Genomic DNA, 18,365 nt, shown 5'->3' with positions numbered 1-18,365 from the left:
CCGGCAGCGCCCGCCTCATGAGGACGAGTAGCCTGCCGGCGGCGACGTGCTGTCACGCTTCATCAGGCGCACGCCGATGGTCAGGTGGCGAACGGCACGGCCGGGATCGGCGATCCGGTCCCGGAGCAGGCCGACGGCGGCCGTCGCCATGTCGGAGACCGACTGGCTGATCGTGGTGAGCGTCGGCGTCACGATCTGGGCCCACGGGATATCGTCGAAGCCGGTGACGGAAAGCTCGCCCGGGACGGCGATGCCGAGTTGCTTGGCCGCGCGTAGCACGCCGATGGCGATCTGGTCGTTGCCGCACATCACCGCCGTCACATCGCGCCGCGCAAGACGATTGAACAGCCGCCGATCGAGATCGATCGAATAGGCCGTCTTCACGTCCCAGACGATCTCGCCCTTGCTGGAAAACGCCTCGACAAAGGCCGCCCGGCGGTCGTCCATGCCATCCGGCACCGATGCGCCGGTCAGCACGCCGACGCGGCGATGGCCGAGCTTCAGAAGATGCCGGGCAGCCAGGCGACCACCGGCGGCATCGTCGGCGGTGACATTATCGACATGGCCCTCGGGGATGCCGATCACGACGATCGGAACCTGGAAATCCTCGGCCGGCCGGTCCTTGCGAGGCAATTGGCACCAGACCGCGCCGGCGATATGGCTCTCGATCTGACGGAGCGCCGCACCTTCGTCGTCGAACCTCGCGGTATCGATCAGCACGACGGCATAGCCCGCCTCGCGCGCCTCGCGCTCGACCGATTGCGCCAGCGCGGGATAGAACGGATTGTTGAGGTCGGGCACCAGCAGGCCGATGCTCATGGTGCGGCCGGTGCGGATCGCCTGCGCCATGCGATTGGGGCGATAACCGACACGATCGGCGACCTCGCGCACCTTGGCGCGGAGTTCCTCTCCGATCGTCCCGCGCCCGTTCAAGGCATAGGAAACCGTCGCCACCGAAACGCCGAGCTCGCGCGCGACGTCCTTGATGGTGGCCGGCTTGCGAAGCTGCGTCTTGGACTCGCTAATCGACAGGCTCCAGATGGCTGGCGGGGCTAGAGGCGGCGGCCGTCGCCATCGAAGAGATGGATCTGGTCGTGCTCGATATCGAAGCGGACGGCGTCGCCGGCATGCAGGCCGGTCATCCGACGCTGCTCGATCGTCACCGTAGCCCCAGCGGCCGAGTCGACATAGAGATACGACACGTTGCCGAGTTGTTCCACGACCTTGACCGTGCCCGCGAACGCGCCTGCATCGGTAATCGAGATATGCTCGGGCCGAACGCCGAGCGTCCGCACTGACGCGGACGATCCGGCAATCGCGCCGCCGAGTCCCGGCAGGCTGAGCTTGCCATCCGCCGGCACGGCATCGAGGAAGTTCATCTTGGGCGATCCGATGAATCCCGCGACGAAGATGTTCGCGGGCCGCTCATAGAGTTCGACTGGCGGGCCGGCCTGCTCGATGCGGCCGTCGCGCAGCACCACGATCTTGTCGGCCAGCGTCATCGCCTCGACCTGATCATGCGTCACATAGATCATGGTGGCGCCGAGCTGTTGGTGCAGCCGAGCGATCTCCAGCCGCATCTGCACGCGCAGCTCGGCATCGAGATTGGACAGCGGCTCGTCGAACAGGAAGATCTTCGGCTGCTTGACGATCGCCCGTCCGATGGCGACGCGCTGCCGCTGGCCGCCGGAGAGCTGTTTGGGCTTCCGCGCCAGATAGGGTTCGAGCTGAAGGATCCGCGCCGCCTCCAGCACCTTCGGCCGCCGCTCGGCGCGCGACTGGCCGGCGATCTTGAGACCAAAGCCGATATTGTCCTCGACGGTCATATGCGGATAGAGCGCATAGCTCTGGAACACCATCGCGACGCCGCGCTCCAGCGGCAGCATCGACGTGACATTGCGGCCATCGATCTCGATCGCGCCGCCGCTGACCTGCTCCAGCCCCGCGAGCATGCGCAGGATGGTCGACTTGCCACAACCGGACGGTCCGACCAGCACGGCGAATTCGCCATCCGCGACGGAGAGATTCACCGACTTGATGACCTCCGTCTCGTTGAAGGTCTTGGCGACGTTCTTGAGCTCGAGCCTGGCCAAATCCATCCGCTCCCTAGATGCGCCGAACCGAAAAACCGAGCGCCGGCACCGTGCCGCCCTCGATCAGAAAGCCGGCGCCGCCGGAGGCATAGTCGCCGTCGCGGGCGCTGACGAGACCGATGCCGTCGATGGACAGTTTGATCGCGTCGCCCTCAACCCTCAGCTCGAATGTCTTTCGGGCATTCTCCTCGAAGGCGTAGGGCACCGACGCCAGCACGGTCAGCGCGCGGTCGCGGCGCTTGACGATCTGCGCCTCGCCTCCCCGGACAATCCCGGCATAATAGCGCTTGTGACCGCGGGCCCGGGCAACGAGGCCGACCGTCTCATGCAGTTCCAGCACGAGTTCCGATGCGGCAGCATAATCCGTCCAGTCACGCGTGCCGGTGGTGATGACGCCCTCGCCGTCCGGATGCGACAGCGTGAAGGTGTTGTAGATATCGGTCGCATAATGCCGCGCGGAGCTGACGAAGCTCTTCGTCCAGAACGTGGTCGTGTCCCAGGGCGTGAGCTTCGGCGACAACTGCCGCGACGTTCCGAAATGCAGGTTCTCCGGCGCACCGGACCAGTCGAGATCGACCAGTGCAACGCAGCCCGTCAGCCGCCGGTCGGCCTCAAGCTGCAGGCCGAGCCGATGGATCGGATGACCCTCTGTATCCGGAACCTGCCAGGTGATGGCATTGTCGCCTTCGCCGATCGCGAGGCGCGGGCCGTCCAGCCGCTTCAATTGATCGGTCTCGTCGAAATAATGGATGAAGAAGCGCCCCGCCGGATTGTCGCTGCCGAACCCGCGGATGGTCGCCGTCAGCGTCTGGGTCGGATAGAGCGACGGGCTGGCGACCACCTCGAAATAACTAGTGTCGGAGACCCCGCGCGGCTTCGGGTCGATGAAGGTGGGCACCGAGACGCTGCCGGTGACGCCCGGAGCCAGCGCCTTGTAGGCGAGCACGAGGCCATTGCCCTCGCCGCTCTCGTTCAGATTACCGATTGCGGTGATGCCCTGGGCGCCGAGATGCAGCGGACAGGGCTCGAAGCCTTGCACGGAGCCCGGAAACTCGAAGGCGAAGCGGGTCTTCGGCGCCTCATAGGTCAGGCCGCCCAGCGCAGCGCTGGCCCTCAGCACCCGCCGCGTCTCGATGACGGCGTCGCTGACGCATTCGCCGCCATCGGCACCGACGACATAGAGGCGGTCGGCCACCGGGCCACGAAAATCGGGGCCGGTAGCGAGTCCCTCGAGGCCGAGGCGGATGCCGTTCAGCGCCCCGAGATTGCCGGCATTGCAATCGGTGTCCCAGCCGGAGGAGACGGCGATCTTCAGGCCCTTCTGGAAATCGTCGCCACCGAGAATGAAAGCGGCGATCAGCACAGCGTGGTTCGGCACCATCGGGCAGTTGCCCGGATAGCGCTCATAGCCATGTTCCGCACCGAGCCAGCGTCGGACGGCGCGCCAGTCATCGCCGGCCTTCGCGCAGTGCTCGCGCACCTCGCCGATCAGCCGGGCAAGGCTCTCGTCGCGATTATAGCGTAGGCCAAGATCGAGCAGCGTATCGATGTGGCGCTCCGTGAATGCCGCTGCTTCCATCGCTGCCAGCAGGCAGGCGGCTTCGATGGCAACTCCGCCATGGCTGACCGACGCCGCCTCGCGCGCCATCGCGGCGGCACGATCCGGATCGCCTGGATTGGCCATCGCCCATGTATCGATGAAGATCTCGGACCCGATCTGCTCGGCCATGCCGCGGCCGTTCATGGCCACCGAACCGCTTGCCGGCGCATCGGTGCCGTTCTTCAGACGGAGATAGGCGGTATGCTCGGTCGACCGGCCGAGACCGCCCCACCACAGCACGGTCTTGTCCTCGACGATATAATTGAGCCAGGTGTCGCCGATGGTGCGGGCGGCGATATCGCGCGGAAAGCCGTTGTCCTCCAGCGCGCGGTAGAACAGGAACGTGCCGGAAATATCGTCGTCGGGAACGATCAGCGGCCAGTTGACCCTATCGTTCACATAATAGGCGACCTCGCCGAAGACCCGCTCGATATCCTCGTAGAACCAGCCCTCGACGGCGCGCCCGAGATAGACGCCGATCAGCTTGCCGAGGACGCCGGCATAGGTCTTGTCCATGACGTCGCGCGTGATCGCGGGGCGTGAGGCTGTGTTCATGATCAACCCTTGACGGCGCCGGCCGACATGCCGGCAATGAAGAAGCGCTGCAGGATCAGGACGAAGATGATGATCGGCGCGACCAGGATGAAGGCACCTGCCATCATCGCACCCTGGTCGGTGGCATAGATGCCGTTCATCGACAGATAGCCAAGCGTCATCGTCAGGTTGCCGCGACCCTTCTGGAAGGTCGTCGTGATCAGGAATTCGTTCCAGGAATTGAGGAATACGATGATCGCGACGGTGATCAGCCCCGGCTGCATCAACGGCAAGATGACGTGCCGGAAGGTCTGCCAGGGTGTCGCCCCATCCATGAAGGCGGCATCGTCGATCTCGCGCGGAATGCCCAGCACATAGGCCCTGAGCAGGAAGATCGAGATCGGCAGGTTGATCGCCGAAAGGATGGTCGCGGTGGCGAGGAAATTGCCGATCAATCCCAGCTTCGCCAGCACGAAATAGAGCGGGAACAGGAACAACTGGATTGGAACCGTGGTGGCGCAGAGGAAGTAGATCGTCATGGCCTGCCAGCCACGGATCTGCCGCCGGGCCAGCGCATAGGCGGCGAGCGAGGCGCAGGCGAGCGTGATCAGCACCGTCGAGCCCGACAGGAGCAGGCTATTGACGATGCCTGTCGAGAAATGCCCACCGCGCCAGGCGCGGGTGAAATTGGCAAAGTTGATGCTGGTCGGCAGGCTGAGCGGATTGGCGACGATCGCCACATGCGGCTTGAACGTGTTGATCGCAACCAGCAGCAGCGGCAGCAAGGCGATCAGCACGGCGACGGCCAGATAGATATTGCCGGCGACACGCGCAGAATCCCAGCGGCTCGCCATGCCGTATTTCCCTCCACCCTGGCTCATAGCTGGATCTCCGAACGGCTCATGCGGACATAGACGAGCGATGCGATGAGGCCGAAGAAACTCATCGCCAGCGCCACTGTCGCCGCCTTGCCAACCTGGAACGATGTGAAGGCGAAGGCATAGGCGAAGGTCGACAGCATTTCCGTCGAACGGGCGGGGCCGCCCTGCGTGATCAGATAGACATAGTCGAAGGTCAGGAAGGAGAAGATGGTGACGAGGACCAGCATCAGCGCCACCGTCGGCAGGATGTTGGGCAGCGTCACGTTCCAGAACACCTGCCAGCCGCTGGCGCCCTCGATAAAGGCCGCCTCGAGCTGGTCCTCTGGTGTCTGGCGCATGGCCGCGAAGAAGACGACGGCCAGATAGCCCCAGAAATGCCAGATATCGACCCCGGCCACGGCATAGAGCGCGGTGCGCGTATCGGTGAGAGGATTGAACAGCGGAAACCAGCTGCGCGACACGAAGCCGAGCAGGCCGGAAATCGGATCGAAGATGATGTTCTGCCAAATGACGGCATTGGCGACCGGGGACAGCACATAAGGCAGCAGGAAGATGATTTGGAACACCGCGCTCGATCGCTTGCGCCGCATCAGGATCGACGCCGCAACCATGGCGATGGCCATGGGGATGGTGAGGAAGATCACCATCCACTGCACGTTGTTGAACAGCGCGCCCCAGAACACCGGATCGGAAAAGACGGCCTGGAAGTTCTTCAAGCCGACGAAGGTCGGCGTGCTGGCGCCGTCCCAGTCGGCAAAGGCGACAAGCAGCGTCAGCAGCGCCGGCAGCAGGACGATCGCGACGCTGACGACGAGCGCTGGCGCCACAAAAAGCGCATGAGAAAAGGCAACTGATCGAAAGCGCGCCATGCCATATCCTTGAGCACGCTCAACAGTTAAACGTTTGATTTCGTCGGGTCAATATGTCCACGGGGCTTCTGTTCCCGCCTGACGCAGGCAAGCCCCATGTTCTCTGCCGTGAGCGATGGATGTGGGGCTCGTGTCGAGCGCGAGCCTGCGGCCTCGTTGCGGCCGGAGACATGGCGAGACCAGAACCGGGCCGCCACGTCTCAGGCCGAATGCGGCTATTCCCCGTAGAGCTTTCCGCCATACCAGTCCTCAAAGCCGTTCTCCGTCACGGCAATGAGGATATCCTCCTTGCGGATGCCAAGCTTCACGAAGCGCTCGACGATGGCCCGGTAGAGCGCCCGCTTCTGATCGACTGGATGGTGATGCACCATGAGGATCTGGACGACGATCAGGTTTTGCCTGTCGACGCCGCCATAGCTCGGATCGAAGACCAGTTCGCCTGCTTCGCGCGGCCGGAAGATCTGGAATTTGTCGGCCGGGGGAACGCCTGCGGCCTCGACGAAGGCAGCCTGCAATTCGAGGCCGATAGCGGTCGCCTTTTCCTCGAACAGGGCGCGCGGCAGATCGATCTGGGCTAGGGGCATGCTGTATCCTTGGGGCTCGGCCGCATCAGCGCGGCGGTCTCTGACGTTCCGAGCGGCTCTGGCCGCTCGGGCTGGATCACAAGGTCGACCGACTTTCCGCTGGTCGCGGACAGGATGATCGCATCGGCCGCCTCGACGACATGGGCGCCGAATTCGGCCGACAGACGATGCGGGCGATGCGCGTCGATCGCATCGATCGTCTCCGCAAGCCCGATGCCGCGATAGTTGGCGTGCTGCGGCTGCCCGACCGGCCAGTTCGGTCGCGCGAGCGGCGCATCGTCGAGGGACACGTCCTCCCAATCGCCGCCGGGACGCGCATAGCGCAGCGGGCCGCCATGGAAATTGGGATGCGGCAGGCTGAGCGAGCCCTCCGTGCCATGGATCTCGATATGCGGCAGGCTGGTGCGCCAGACATCCCAACTGGCCGAGAGCGAGGCCTGAACACCTGAGCGAAAGTTCAGAAGGGCCAGTACGCTCGTCAGAACCTCGACCGGGACCGTGTTTCCCTTCTCCCGCCCGGGTGCCGTCACGGTCCGCGTTTCGAATCCCTTGAAGCCCGTCGCGCGCACGTCGGCCAGCGGGCCGAACAGGTTCATCATCACCGCCAGGAAATAAGGCCCGACATCGTGCACGGGCCCGCCGCCGCGGCGATAGAAGAAGGATGGGTTGGGGTGCCAGCCATCGGCGCCGTGATAGAGAATGGCGGCGTTGGCCATCAGCGGCCTGCCGATCGCTCCGCTGTCGATCATCGCGCGCGCCCGCTGGACGCCGGCACCAAGGACCGAATCCGGCGCCACCGCCAGCCTGAGCCCGCGTTGTGCGGCGAGATCTGCAAGGTCCAGCGCCTCTTCGAGATCGGCGGCGAGCGGTTTTTCGGTGAAGACATGCTTGCCGGCCTCGAGCGCTGCCCGCGTGACGGCATGGTGGGCCGCCGGCGGCGTGAGGTTCAGCACCGCCTCGATGTCGGACCGGCGCAGCAGCGCATCGACCGAAAGCCCTTCGACACCCCAGCCGGCGGCGCGGCGCCCGGCCTCCGCCTCGTCGCGCGAGGCGACCGCGACGACGCGGTAATTGCTCATCTGCCGCGAATTGAGGAGATAGACGTCCGCGATCGAGCCGACGCCGATCATGCCAACTTTGAACATGCTAGTTCCGCCCGCGCGCTGCCGTTAAGATCAGTGACGCCGTCATGATCAGCCCTTCAGCGCGCCGGCTGTCAGGCCGCCGATGAACTGCCGCTGCAGGATGAGATAGATGGCGACGACGGGCACCAGCGCGATCATCAATCCAGAACACAGTGCCGTATAATCAGTCGAATACTGTCCGATCGCCTGGAATACAGCCGACTGCACCGTCTTTTTTCCAGGCGTTATGATGAACGTGTTCGAGAACATGAACTCGTTCCACGTATAGAGCGACTGGATGATCACGACCGTGGCGATGCCAGGCCGGGCCAGCGGCAGATAGATGTACCAGAACACCTGAAAGTCGTTGCAGCCGTCGGTCCGCGCGGAATCGCCGAGTTCGCGCGGCAGGCTCAGGAAGAAGGTTCGCATCAGGAACACGGCGAAGGCCGTGCCGCCACCTACGAAGGAGAAGGCGAGCCCGTTCAGCGAATCGAGCAGATGCAGCGATTTGAGGAACTGGAACATCGGAATGAGGATCGCCTGCGGCGGAATCATCATCGCCCCGAGGAAGGCGTAGAAGACGATCTCACGCCCCGGAAAACGGTATCGCGCGAACGCATAAGCGGCCGGCGTGGCGAGCACGACCACCAGCCCGACAGTCAGCCCGGTGACATAGAGCGAGTTACCGAGATGGACCGGGAAATTCATCGCGTACCAGACGCGCGGGAAGTTCTGCCATCTGATTTCGCCTGGAAGCACGCTGTTGAAGACCTCGTGCGGATCCTTCAGCGACGTGACGATCATCCACACGAGCGGGAAGGCTTCGACGACGACGATCGCCACGAGGATGACGTAGATGAGGGTGCGCGTGAACGTCACCGCCCAAGGCGACGATGTGGCGGCGCGGCCGGTCCTCGCGGTTCCGGGCATTATCGAACTGCTTGTCATGGCTTTGCCGCCTCAAACCTCGATCTGGGCATCGAGATCGCGACGCCGTCCAATACGGATCTGGATCAACGACACCACGATGCTGAGCACCAGGATGACGATCGCGATCGCGGCCGCGTAGCCGAGCCGCGAGTTGGAAGCGCCCATGGCGCCGAATGCGATCGAGTAGAGATAGGTACCGAGTGTCGCGCTGGCGTAATTGGGGCCGCCGGCCGTCATCACCCAGATCTGGTCGAACACCTTGATTCCGTTGATGGTATTGAGAACCACCACGATCAGGATCACGGGACGGATCGTGGGAACCGTCACATTCATGAAGCGGCTCCAGGCGCCCGCCCCGTCGAGCGTTGCCGCCTCGTAGAGATCCTTGGGCACGCCCTGCAGCGCGGCGAAGAAGATGACGAGATAGAAGCCCAGCGACTGCCAGACCGACACGATGATGACACTCGGCATGACCGAGTTGGTGCCGGCGAGCCAGAGCGGCGTGTACGCCCCGAGACCCATCGCGCGCAGCAGGCTGTTGATGGCGCCGAAATTCGGTTCGAACAGCATGGCCCAGAGCAGTCCGCTGATGGCCAGCGAGATGATCACAGGCATGAAATAGAGGGTGCGGAACACCGTGCTGCCGCGGATGCCAGAATTGAGCAGGCTGGCGATCAAGAGCGGCAGGATCGTCTGCAGGATGACCGTGCAGACGGTGAAATAGAACGTATGCCAGAGGGCACGGAAGAATGTCTCGTCCTGCGCCAGCCGCACATAGTTGTCGAACCCGGTCCAGACCGCCGGCGTCATGGCGTTCCAGCGCTGAAGGCTGAGCAGGACGGCGTCGACCATCGGCACCGCCGTCGTTAGGATCAACGCGATGGCGGCGGGCGCGATGAACAGTCCCGGTGCGATGAAGGGCTGGAGTCGCGATGGAGCATTCATCGGGCGGCGCTCATGCTGGCGTTTCTGTCGGATGCGCTCCGCCGCCGCGGACGGCGACGGAGCCGGGACAGTTGTCCCTTTTTGCGTAGGCGCCTGTTAGTTGCTGCGCGCGGCCATCACGTCGGCCTCGATCTTCTTGGCGCCATCGGCCGGCGAGATCGAGCCGTCGAGTGCGCTCTGGCAAACATTCGAGACCGCGTCCCAGCTTCCCGGCCCGAAGAGGATGTGGTTGGCCGAGTCGGTGGCGATCCACGAGATCATCGTGCGGACCTTCGGGTTGTCGATCTGGTCGACGGCGCTCTTCATCGACGGGAACGACTGCAGGCCCTTGGCGCGCCAGTTGTAGACGTCCGGGCGGTAGAGATAGGCGATGAACTTGAGCGCCAGGTCCTTGTTCGGCCCGTCGGCGTTGACCGACCAGGCTTCGCCCGCGCCGTCGCCGGTGAAATGGATGCCGTCAGGCGTCAGCGCCGGCACCTTGTGCACCGAGTAATTGTCGAGCCAATCCTTGGTGCCGTCCTGGGCGAAAATGCCCGGGGTCCAGGATCCGCCGAAATACATCGCGGCGCGGCCCTGATAGGCAAGCTGGCGGCTCTGCGGATCGTCGATGCCGTTGATGCCTTCGGGGAACACGCCCGCCTTGGAGAGGCGTTGCAGCAGATCGAGCGCGTCGACAACCGGCTTCGAATCCCAGCTGAGACCCGGGGCCGTGTGATCGTCGAGCGCATAGACGTCGCCGCCATACTGGGCGATCAGCGGCAGGAAGAAGTCGGGGCAGGTATTGCGGGTCAGGTTGCCCCAGGACAGCGGAATATAACCGGCAGCCTTGAACTTCGGCACATCGGCGATCAGTTCGTCCCAGGTATTGGGAACCTCGACGCCGACTTCCTTCATGATGCGGTCATTGGCGAAGACACCGAAGATCTGCGCCATATCCGGCAGGCCATAGGGCTTGTCGTCGAACGTATATTGACGCAGCGGCCCCGCGTAGAACTGATCGAAGAACGCGGCGTCATACACGTCCTTGAAATTGACGAGATGCCCGGAGCGGCCGAGTTCGCCCGTCTTGGTGCCGCCGTTGAATACATCCGGCAGGGATCCCGCCGCGATCATCGCGGTCAGCGTCGGAAGATACTGGCCGAAGGCGACGAAATTGCTCTCGACCTTGACGCCGGGATTCTCGGCTTCAAAACCGGCGACGGTCTTGTCCCAGTAATCGGTGCCGGCGACATAAGCCGGCTGCCAGCTCATGACATGCAGCGTCGTGTCGGCGAGCGCCGGAAAGGCTGCGGCGGTCAGCACCGCTGATGCGGCAATGGCCTTCAATCTCTTCATGCTATCGACTCCCTATGCGCGATGATGGGGTCGGTTGCCCCGACCCTCGAGAATCTGACTTTCCAGGATGTGACGGCGCGGTCTGGATTGCGCCGGCACCCGGTCTCCAAATCGCAGGAAACCGGCAGTCCGCCTCGGGGAGAAGAGCACCGCTCGCCCCGCCGAGGCGTTGTTCACGCTGCATCGGCCGCGCTCGGCTCAAACGGACGAAGGGCCGAAGTCGAACCGTTGGCGGACCACATCGATTGGATCGCCTGCTCGCGATAGGGGTGCTCGCGCACCACGTCTTCGTCGAGTTCGATACCGCCGAGCCCGGGCTGATCGCTGACCACATAGCTGCCGTTCGACGGCATCGGACAGTTCCGGATGAGCGCCGAGCGCCACGAAACGTCGAAGGCCGAGAACGACTCCTGGGCGACGATGTTGGTCGTCGTTGCATTGAGCTGGAGAACCGCTGCGGTGGAGATCGGCCCGAACGGGCAATGGAAGGACACCGGCAGATAATGGCTGTCTGCGAGGGCGGCGATCTTCTTGGATTCAAGCAGTCCGCCGACCTGGATCGGATCGGGCTGCAGCACATGCGGCCGGCCCTGCGCCAGAAGTTGCGGCACCTGATAGCGGGAATAGCAGCGCTCACCGACAGCAATCCGCAGCCCGCGTGGCCGCGACACCTCGCCGAGCGCGATGAAATTCTCCGGGTCCACCGGCTCCTCGAACCAGTAGACGCCGAGATCGGCAAGCGCATGAGCCAGGTGGCTGGCGGTGCCCACACTGAAGCGGCCATGACCGTCGATCATGATCTTCATGTCCGGGCCAACGGCATCGCGAACGGTGGCGATCTCCTCGATGCCGCGGCGCAGGTCGGCGAGGTCCGGGTCGCGACCCTGGCCCCAGAAGGGATCGAATTTGAGGCCGCGATAGCCGGATGCGGCGACCTTGCGGGCCGCCGCGCCGATGTCGTCGGAACCCGTCTCGGCATTGAACCAGCCATTGGCATAGGCCGGGATGGTGTCGTGCACCTTGCCGCCGAGGAGATTGTAGGCCGGCTGGCCAAGCGCCTTGCCGCAGATGTCCCACAAGGCGAACTCGATCGCGGCGATCGCGCTGTTGAGGACCGGGCCGCCGCGCGCATATTCGTTGCGATACATCGCCTGGACGAGACGTTCGATCTCGAATGGCGACGCGCCGATCACATAGCGGCTGGCCATATGCTCGATCGCCGCTGCCACGGTCCGTGCCTGCCACTGCATCGTGCCTTCGCCGAGCCCGGAAAGCCCATTGTCGGTGTGCACGCGGGCGATGACGAGATTGTTCCACTCCCGCCCGACGAGGAAGACTTCGACACGGCTGATTTTCACGTTGGGGACCCCAGGCCAATTTGCATAGGCGATGCGCCATAGTGCATAGAATGCCATCAGGAATCTATAGAATATATCGCTCTTGACAGATTCTTTGCCGCCCCCGTTTCTGAATGGCTTCCGATCGACCCGCAGCGAGACCTCCTTGTCAAAAAATTCGAGCCTCTCCCACCGCGTGACAAACGACCTCCGCCGCGACATCGTGGCCGGGATCCTGCCCCCCGGCGCCTGGCTCAAGACCGAGGAACTGGCGGCCCGCTATGCGGTCAGCGCCAATCCTGTGCGCGAGGCTCTCTGGCGGCTGCAGGGCGAGGGTTTCGTCGTCGCCAATCCCAACCAGGGTGCGCGCGTGCGCATGGTCGATGACGATTTCGTCCGCAACATCTTCGAATTGCGCGAGGCGATCGAGCCGATCTTCGTCCGCCGCTTCTGCCAGCGCGCGACACCCGAGGACCTCGATCGGCTGCGCGCGGCCGCGGCGGACTTCGCGACGGTTGCCCGCGAGCAGCCGACGGATTTCGACGCTCTCGACGCCGCCAACCGCGATTTCCACAGCATCATGCTCGAGGGCGAGATCAATGTTCAGGCGATCGAGGTGATGCAGCGCTATGCCGGTCTGATCAATGCGACGCGCGCGAAGCTGCCGATCATGCCGTCGCGGGTCCGCCAGCGCGTCGCCCAGCACACCGAGATGGTCGAGGCGATCGTCGCAGCCGATGCCGATGCCGCCGCCCGCGTGGCGGTGGACCATATCAGGGCGGCCGGCGAGGACATGCTCAGCCAGATGCGGCAGGTCCGATTGACCGGTTCGCGCGTCGCGCGCAATCAGCCGGCACGGAAGGACGATCTGCCCGCAGGGTGAGCCGCCGCCGCTTAGGGTCCGCCCGCCTTAGGGCGGATGGGCATGGCCGGCGAGACGGTCGCGCCACCGCCGCTTCGGCACCCATCCGATGAGATCCGCCGCTTTCGCGAGGCTCACGGGCGTGGCGAATTCGCCGAACTCGTCCGCGATCACCGTCTTTGGAAAGTGGGCTTCAAACAGCGCGCGCGTGCCAACATTCATGATCGTGTCGGCCGCGGCAATATTGAACACTTCCGAACGGGCCACCGGCGCCTCGAGCGCGCAGACCACGGCGTCGGCGACGTCGAGGCTGTCGACATATTTCCACAGAGTCTCGCGGCGGACCGCCGCGTCCGCCCAGTAGCCCGGCACGAGATCATAGCCGGCATGGTGACCGGGCACGTCGTAAAGGATGTTGGCGCAGCGAAGACCGAGGAACACCGTCCCATGCATGCGACAGAGATGCTCACCCAATAGTTCGGCCGTCAACTTCGAGAGAGCATAGGCAGTCTGTGGCAAGGGCGCGTCGGATTCGAGAATCGGAATGCGCTCGGGATGAACGGCCACATAGGGGTGGCCCTGGACAGTCTCGCTCGATGCGTAGACGACGCGCCGAATACCGAGCTGGCAGGCAGCCTGGAACACGTTGAACGTTGCGATCGTGTTGTTCCGGAAACGGTCGGCGCCGGTGAAGAAGTCAGAATCGGGCCAGGGATTGGAGCCGAAATGCACGACGGCATCGGCGCCATGCAGGTTGGCGACGGTATCACCGTAGCATGTGAGATCGACGACGCGGCTGGGCTCGAAAAACGGATTTCGCGACGGAAGCACATCGATGGGAATGACCCGATAGCCGCCTTCCTCCAGGCGCCGACTGATGACTCGCCCGGCATTGCCAAGCGCGCCGGTGAGGGCCACCGTTCGAGTTGTCATGCGCTCCCCCTTTCCAATTCGACCAAACTATATATGATCTTGTCGTCATTCTATATAATATGGGGACAAGGATGCACACGGCGAGAGGTTCTGGCCAGCCGGCGGCGATCGCTGCCATCGCCGACACAGCATCCGTCGGCACGTCCCCTCCCTAGGCAGGCCGGGCGGCTTCGAGCCGCCGCCGATTCGATTTACCAAAGCGATAGACAAGGACTATTCCATGGCACTCAGCGTTCTCTATATCGGCGGCACCGGACAGATTTCGCTGCCCTGCGTCGAGGCATCCGCGGCCGCGGGTCATGACGTCACCGTCCTCAACCGCGGCAAGACCAGCGTCCCGCTGCCGACCGGCGTCAAGACCCTGGTCGGCGACATGAACGATGCCACCTATGGCGAACTGGCTGGCCGGCATTTTGACGTGGTGGCGCAATTCCGTCTCTACAACGCCGACCAGATGCGGCGCGACATCGACACCTTCTCCGGCAAGACCGGGCAGTATGTTTTCATATCCTCGGCCTCGGTCTACGAGAAGCCGGTCCGCAACTACATGATGACCGAGCGCACGCCGCTCGAGAACAAGTACTGGAAATACAGCCGCGACAAGATCGCCTGCGAACTGCTGCTGCGCGATCAGGGCGGCCTGCCCTACACAATCGTCCGGCCGAGCCACACCGTACGCACGGGCATGCCGATCCAGGTCGGCGATCCCGATATCGCGATCCGCCGGATGATCGCCGGCAAGCCCGTCGTTTTGACGGGCGACGGCTCCTCGCTCTGGACCCTCACACGGTCGGTCGACGTGGCGACTCCTTTCGTGCGCCTGCTCGGCAATGCGCGCGCCCTCGGTGACGACTTCCACATCACCACGGATCGCGGCTTCACCTGGAACCAGATCCACGACGCCATCGCGCGCGGATTCGGCGTCAAGGCCATCCACGCCCATGTGCCGACCGACACGCTGGTCCGCTTCGACAAGGAGTGGGAAGGCCCGCTGCTCGGCGACAAGAGCTGGTCGGCCCTGTTCGACAACTCAAAGGTGAAGAGCGTCGCCGGACCGTTCGAGGCCTCGCAGGATATCGACGTGATCCTTCACGACTCGATCGAGCACGCCAAAAAGAGGATCCAGTCGACCGCTGCGACCGAGACCGAGGAAGACCGGCTCATGGATCGCATCATCGCCGCTCAGGACGCGATCCGGCCCTGACCCGAGATACGGGTCGCAAGACGCGACCCGAGAACAGGGTTCATGAGGGCGTCCTCCTCGTCCTCATGAACAGGCGGCCGGTCTCTCCCCTCCTCCCGGCCGCTGCCTGGGGCGCCCGCCGGCTTCACCCGGCTGGCGTCCTCCAGGCTACCCGAGACCCAAGGCCATTGCGCCTAGATGAGGCCGGGCGAGGTCAACTCGCGATCCGCTTCGCCCAACGCGACACGGCTTCCGCGGTGGTCCTCAGATGGTCGGCTGCCGAAAAGCCGGAAACGCTCTTCCGCGGTTTCAGATCATGATCGCCATCCTCCAGCCAGAGGATCTCGATGGCCGGTGACAGCTCATATCCCGACACCTCCGCTCGCGAACCGAACGGGTCCCGCGTGCCCTGCACGACAAGCGTTGGTGTCTTCAATTCGGCGAGGTGCTTCGTCCGCAACTGATCCGGCTTGTCCGGCGGATGGAAGGGATAACCGAGGCACAGCAGACCGCGGATCGTCCCGGCTGCGAAAAGCTCGTCCGCGATCATGCTGGCGACGCGCCCGCCCATCGACTTGCCGCCGATGATGAGCGAACCCTCGGCCCCGAGCGCGTCCACGGCGGCGAGATATTCCGGATTGCGCTTTTCCGCCCGCGGCGGCGGCCTCCGAACCGCCTCTGTCCGGCGGCTGGCCATGTAGCCGAACTCGAAGCGGACAATGCGAAGGCCAACTGCGCCGAGAGCCTGCGCCGTTCGCTCCAGCGAGGGCGAATCCATCGGAGCGCCGGCGCCATGGGCGAGCAGGATCGTCTGCCTCGCCTGTTCGGGGCCATCAAAGACAAAGTCGCTGCCATCCATCCGCAGAGCCCCGGGCTGATATCTGGCTCGACAATGCCTATATTCGGGACGAGTTGAAACCAGGAGGTCCAGACCATGACGACGGAACGTGCTCTGCTTGCGGGCGGCTGCTTCTGGGGAATGCAGGATCTGATCCGCCGCTATCCGGGCGTGATCTCGACCCGCGTCGGCTATTCGGGTGGCGACGTCCCGAACGCCACCTACCGCCATCACGGCAACCATGCCGAAGCGATCGAGATCGTGTTCGATCCGGCGAAGATCGGCTATCGCGACCTGCTCGAATTCTTCTTCCAGATCCATGATCCGTCGACACGTAACCGCCAGGGCAACGATGTCGGCGCGAGCTACCGCTCGGCGATCTTCTACACGAGCGATGAGCAGAAGCAGGTTGCGGAAGGCACGATCGCCGACGTGGACGCCTCCGGTCTCTGGCCGGGCAAGGTTGTGACCGAAGTCGTCCCGGCTGGCGATTTCTGGCAGGCGGAGCCCGAGCATCAGGACTATCTCGAGCGCTACCCCAACGGCTATACCTGCCACTTCCCCCGCCCGAACTGGACACTGCCGAAGCGCGCGGATATCCGCCGCGCCAGCTAGATTTCTCCCTACCGCTCCAGCAACCCCTTTGCTGGAGCGATAGGCGTTCAATCAGTTTCCATACACGGAAAGTGTATGGCCAAGCCTGGGTCGCCATGCTATGGTTTCCACTCCTGGAAACCATAGGTGCGCCATGACCCTGACGCTGTACATACATCCGCTTGCCTCGTTCTGTCACAAGGTGCTCATCGCGCTTTACGAGAACGGAACACCCTTCGAGGCGAAGATCGTTGATTTCGGAAATCCGGGCTCGGCCGCCGCACATCTCGATCGATGGCCCGTCGGCAAGATCCCGGTGCTGCATGATGGCAGTTCCGAGCGCGTCATCCCGGAAACCACCATCATTATCGACTATCTCCAGCAGCATTTCCCGGGGCCGGTCCGGCTCATTCCCGACGACGCAGACGCGCAGCTCGAGGTTCGGCTCCTCGACCGATTCTTCGATCTTTATGTCAGCGTTCCCATGCAGAAGATCGTGACCGACCGCCTTCGCCCTGCAGGCCATAACGATCCTCATGGCGTCGCCGAAGCGCATGCGATGCTCGATCAGGCCTATGGCATGATCGAGCGACGGATATCCGACAGGCGCTGGGCGGCCGGCGATCACTTCACGATGGCTGATTGCTCCGCATGGCCAGCGCTTTTCTTCGCCTCGATCGTGCATCCTTTTGCCGACGACTACAGGCATCTCCCGGATTATTTCGAGCGGCTGTCTTGGCGCCCCTCTGTCAAGCGCGTCCTGGCCGAGGCCCAGCCCTATTTCGAGCTGTTTCCTTATCGCGAAGCGATGCCGAAGCGGTTCATCGACGCCGTCGGTTGACCGCCATGCAGATCGACCGGTTCGATCGCCTCTTCCAGGCCCTCGCAGATCCTTATCGCAGAGGGTTCATCGAGCGGCTTGCCAAGGGGCCCGCCTCCGTCACCGAGCTGGCCGAGCCAGCCGAGGTGGGACTGCCGGCCGTCCTGAAGCATCTCCGCGTCCTGGAGGACAGTGGCATCGTCGCATCCGAGAAGATCGGACGCGTGCGGACCTACCGCATTCATGCCGACGCGTTCGAGGATATCAATCAATGGATCGCGCAGCGGCAGGCCGACATGAACGCCGCCTTTGACAGGCTGGCAGCGCTGATGGCCGCGATACCGGAGGACAAGGATCACTGATGGGCGTCACCGTGAACCACCGCAGCTTCGTCATCGAACGTGCGTTGCCCGGCAGCGTCGGCCATGCCTTCCGCTTCTGGTCCGATCATGAATTGAAGCGGCGCTGGACCGGCTGCCATCCCGACTGGGAGGTTGTCGAGGACCGTTTCGATTTCCGCACCGATGGCAGCGAGCGCGTCATCTGGCGGATGCCCGACGGCACCGAGCAGGCCATGCTGGCTCACTATCTCGACATCCAGCCGCGCGAGCGCATCGTCTATGCCTATGTGATGCGGACAAATGGCCAGAGCATCTCGTCGTCGCTGGTGACCGTCGAATTCACCGCGCGCGGCGATCGACCACCATGACCTTCACCGAACAGGCGGTCTTCGGCAACGTCCGCGACGGCGACATCCGCGAAAGCGGGACCGGCACCGGATTCGACCGCCTGCGCGACATCATGGATGCAGAGCCGGCCTTGCCCGACCCGTGACCTCAATCCGTTTCGCTGATTGCACAACGTTGATGCGACCGACGCCGCCAAAAGCCGGCGCTGTTT

20 protein-coding genes are annotated in these 18,365 nt (G+C 63.8%); 7 read left to right on the top strand and 13 right to left on the bottom strand.

What is annotated here, in order from left to right:
• Positions 1–15 precede the first annotated feature (15 nt).
• The 11 genes from LB518_RS19850 to LB518_RS19800 form a co-directional block, all read right to left on the bottom strand.
• Entirely contained in the window at positions 16–987 is a 972-nt protein-coding gene (locus tag LB518_RS19850) for a LacI family DNA-binding transcriptional regulator (RefSeq protein ID WP_224579611.1), read from the bottom strand.
• 65 nt (positions 988–1,052) lie between these two features.
• Positions 1,053–2,093: an ABC transporter ATP-binding protein gene (locus LB518_RS19845; RefSeq protein WP_224579548.1), complete on the bottom strand. Its 1,041-nt coding sequence runs from the start codon at positions 2,091–2,093 to the stop codon at positions 1,053–1,055.
• Between the two features lie 13 nt (positions 2,094–2,106).
• Entirely contained in the window at positions 2,107–4,248 is a 2,142-nt protein-coding gene (locus LB518_RS19840; RefSeq protein ID WP_224579547.1) for an ADP-ribosylglycohydrolase family protein, read from the bottom strand.
• A 2-nt stretch (positions 4,249–4,250) separates the two neighbouring features.
• The gene (locus LB518_RS19835; RefSeq protein ID WP_224579546.1) at positions 4,251–5,108 is read right to left on the bottom strand and encodes a carbohydrate ABC transporter permease; all 858 of its coding nucleotides are present in this window, start codon (positions 5,106–5,108) and stop codon (positions 4,251–4,253) included.
• On the bottom strand, positions 5,105–5,977 hold the full coding sequence (locus LB518_RS19830) for a carbohydrate ABC transporter permease (RefSeq protein ID WP_224579545.1): 873 nt from the start codon (positions 5,975–5,977) through the stop codon (positions 5,105–5,107). The genes LB518_RS19835 and LB518_RS19830 overlap by 4 nt, the downstream gene beginning before the upstream one ends.
• A gap of 215 nt (positions 5,978–6,192) precedes the next feature.
• Entirely contained in the window at positions 6,193–6,561 is a 369-nt protein-coding gene (locus LB518_RS19825) for a tautomerase family protein (RefSeq protein WP_224579544.1), read from the bottom strand.
• Positions 6,552–7,706 (bottom strand): Gfo/Idh/MocA family protein, encoded by a 1,155-nt coding sequence (locus LB518_RS19820; RefSeq protein ID WP_224579543.1) that lies wholly within the window; start codon positions 7,704–7,706, stop codon positions 6,552–6,554. Before LB518_RS19820 ends, LB518_RS19825 begins: the two co-directional genes overlap by 10 nt.
• Positions 7,707–7,754: 48 nt before the next feature.
• Positions 7,755–8,636, bottom strand: a complete 882-nt coding sequence (locus LB518_RS19815; RefSeq protein ID WP_224579542.1) for a carbohydrate ABC transporter permease — start codon at positions 8,634–8,636, stop codon at positions 7,755–7,757.
• A 12-nt stretch (positions 8,637–8,648) separates the two neighbouring features.
• The gene (locus LB518_RS19810; RefSeq protein WP_224579541.1) at positions 8,649–9,563 is read right to left on the bottom strand and encodes a carbohydrate ABC transporter permease; all 915 of its coding nucleotides are present in this window, start codon (positions 9,561–9,563) and stop codon (positions 8,649–8,651) included.
• 96 nt (positions 9,564–9,659) lie between these two features.
• A complete protein-coding gene (locus LB518_RS19805) occupies positions 9,660–10,898 on the bottom strand; it encodes an ABC transporter substrate-binding protein (protein ID WP_224579540.1) in 1,239 nt (412 codons plus the stop codon).
• A 173-nt stretch (positions 10,899–11,071) separates the two neighbouring features.
• Positions 11,072–12,256: a mandelate racemase/muconate lactonizing enzyme family protein gene (locus LB518_RS19800; protein ID WP_224579539.1), complete on the bottom strand. Its 1,185-nt coding sequence runs from the start codon at positions 12,254–12,256 to the stop codon at positions 11,072–11,074.
• A gap of 145 nt (positions 12,257–12,401) precedes the next feature.
• Here LB518_RS19800 and LB518_RS19795 point away from each other — a divergent pair, with 145 nt between their 5' ends.
• Positions 12,402–13,118, top strand: coding sequence for a GntR family transcriptional regulator (locus LB518_RS19795; RefSeq protein ID WP_224579538.1), 717 nt, complete (start codon positions 12,402–12,404; stop codon positions 13,116–13,118).
• A 27-nt stretch (positions 13,119–13,145) separates the two neighbouring features.
• Here LB518_RS19795 and LB518_RS19790 read toward each other — a convergent pair whose 3' ends face one another.
• Positions 13,146–14,030: an NAD-dependent epimerase/dehydratase family protein gene (locus tag LB518_RS19790; RefSeq protein WP_224579537.1), complete on the bottom strand. Its 885-nt coding sequence runs from the start codon at positions 14,028–14,030 to the stop codon at positions 13,146–13,148.
• Positions 14,031–14,250: 220 nt separating this feature from the next.
• Here LB518_RS19790 and LB518_RS19785 point away from each other — a divergent pair, with 220 nt between their 5' ends.
• Complete coding sequence (locus LB518_RS19785; protein ID WP_224579536.1) at positions 14,251–15,234, top strand: NAD-dependent epimerase/dehydratase family protein; 984 nt, start codon at positions 14,251–14,253, stop codon at positions 15,232–15,234.
• 193 nt (positions 15,235–15,427) lie between these two features.
• Here the strand turns inward: LB518_RS19785 and LB518_RS19780 are convergent, their stop codons facing one another.
• The gene (locus tag LB518_RS19780) at positions 15,428–16,072 is read right to left on the bottom strand and encodes an alpha/beta hydrolase family protein (RefSeq protein ID WP_224579535.1); all 645 of its coding nucleotides are present in this window, start codon (positions 16,070–16,072) and stop codon (positions 15,428–15,430) included.
• A gap of 75 nt (positions 16,073–16,147) precedes the next feature.
• Between LB518_RS19780 and msrA the strand changes: the two genes are divergently transcribed.
• The 5 genes from msrA to LB518_RS24715 all read left to right on the top strand — a co-directional run bounded on the left by msrA (position 16,148) and on the right by LB518_RS24715 (position 18,299).
• Positions 16,148–16,666 carry a peptide-methionine (S)-S-oxide reductase MsrA gene (msrA, locus tag LB518_RS19775; protein WP_224579534.1) on the top strand — a complete coding sequence of 173 codons (519 nt, stop codon included), beginning with the start codon at positions 16,148–16,150 and terminating at the stop codon, positions 16,664–16,666.
• A gap of 133 nt (positions 16,667–16,799) precedes the next feature.
• Positions 16,800–17,486, top strand: coding sequence for a glutathione S-transferase family protein (locus LB518_RS19770; protein WP_224579533.1), 687 nt, complete (start codon positions 16,800–16,802; stop codon positions 17,484–17,486).
• A 5-nt stretch (positions 17,487–17,491) separates the two neighbouring features.
• Positions 17,492–17,827 carry an ArsR/SmtB family transcription factor gene (locus LB518_RS19765; protein WP_224579532.1) on the top strand — a complete coding sequence of 112 codons (336 nt, stop codon included), beginning with the start codon at positions 17,492–17,494 and terminating at the stop codon, positions 17,825–17,827.
• Positions 17,827–18,174 (top strand): SRPBCC domain-containing protein, encoded by a 348-nt coding sequence (locus LB518_RS19760; RefSeq protein ID WP_224579531.1) that lies wholly within the window; start codon positions 17,827–17,829, stop codon positions 18,172–18,174. Before LB518_RS19765 ends, LB518_RS19760 begins: the two co-directional genes overlap by 1 nt.
• Positions 18,171–18,299, top strand: a complete 129-nt coding sequence (locus LB518_RS24715) for a hypothetical protein (protein ID WP_286198776.1) — start codon at positions 18,171–18,173, stop codon at positions 18,297–18,299. Before LB518_RS19760 ends, LB518_RS24715 begins: the two co-directional genes overlap by 4 nt.
• Positions 18,300–18,365 lie beyond the last annotated feature (66 nt).

The organism is Mesorhizobium sp. BR1-1-16 (assembly GCF_020165495.1).
Taxonomy (GTDB): domain Bacteria; phylum Pseudomonadota; class Alphaproteobacteria; order Rhizobiales; family Kaistiaceae; genus Kaistia.
The sequence above is the reverse complement of the archived record's forward strand: the minus strand, read 5'-3'. Positions and strand labels throughout refer to the sequence as shown.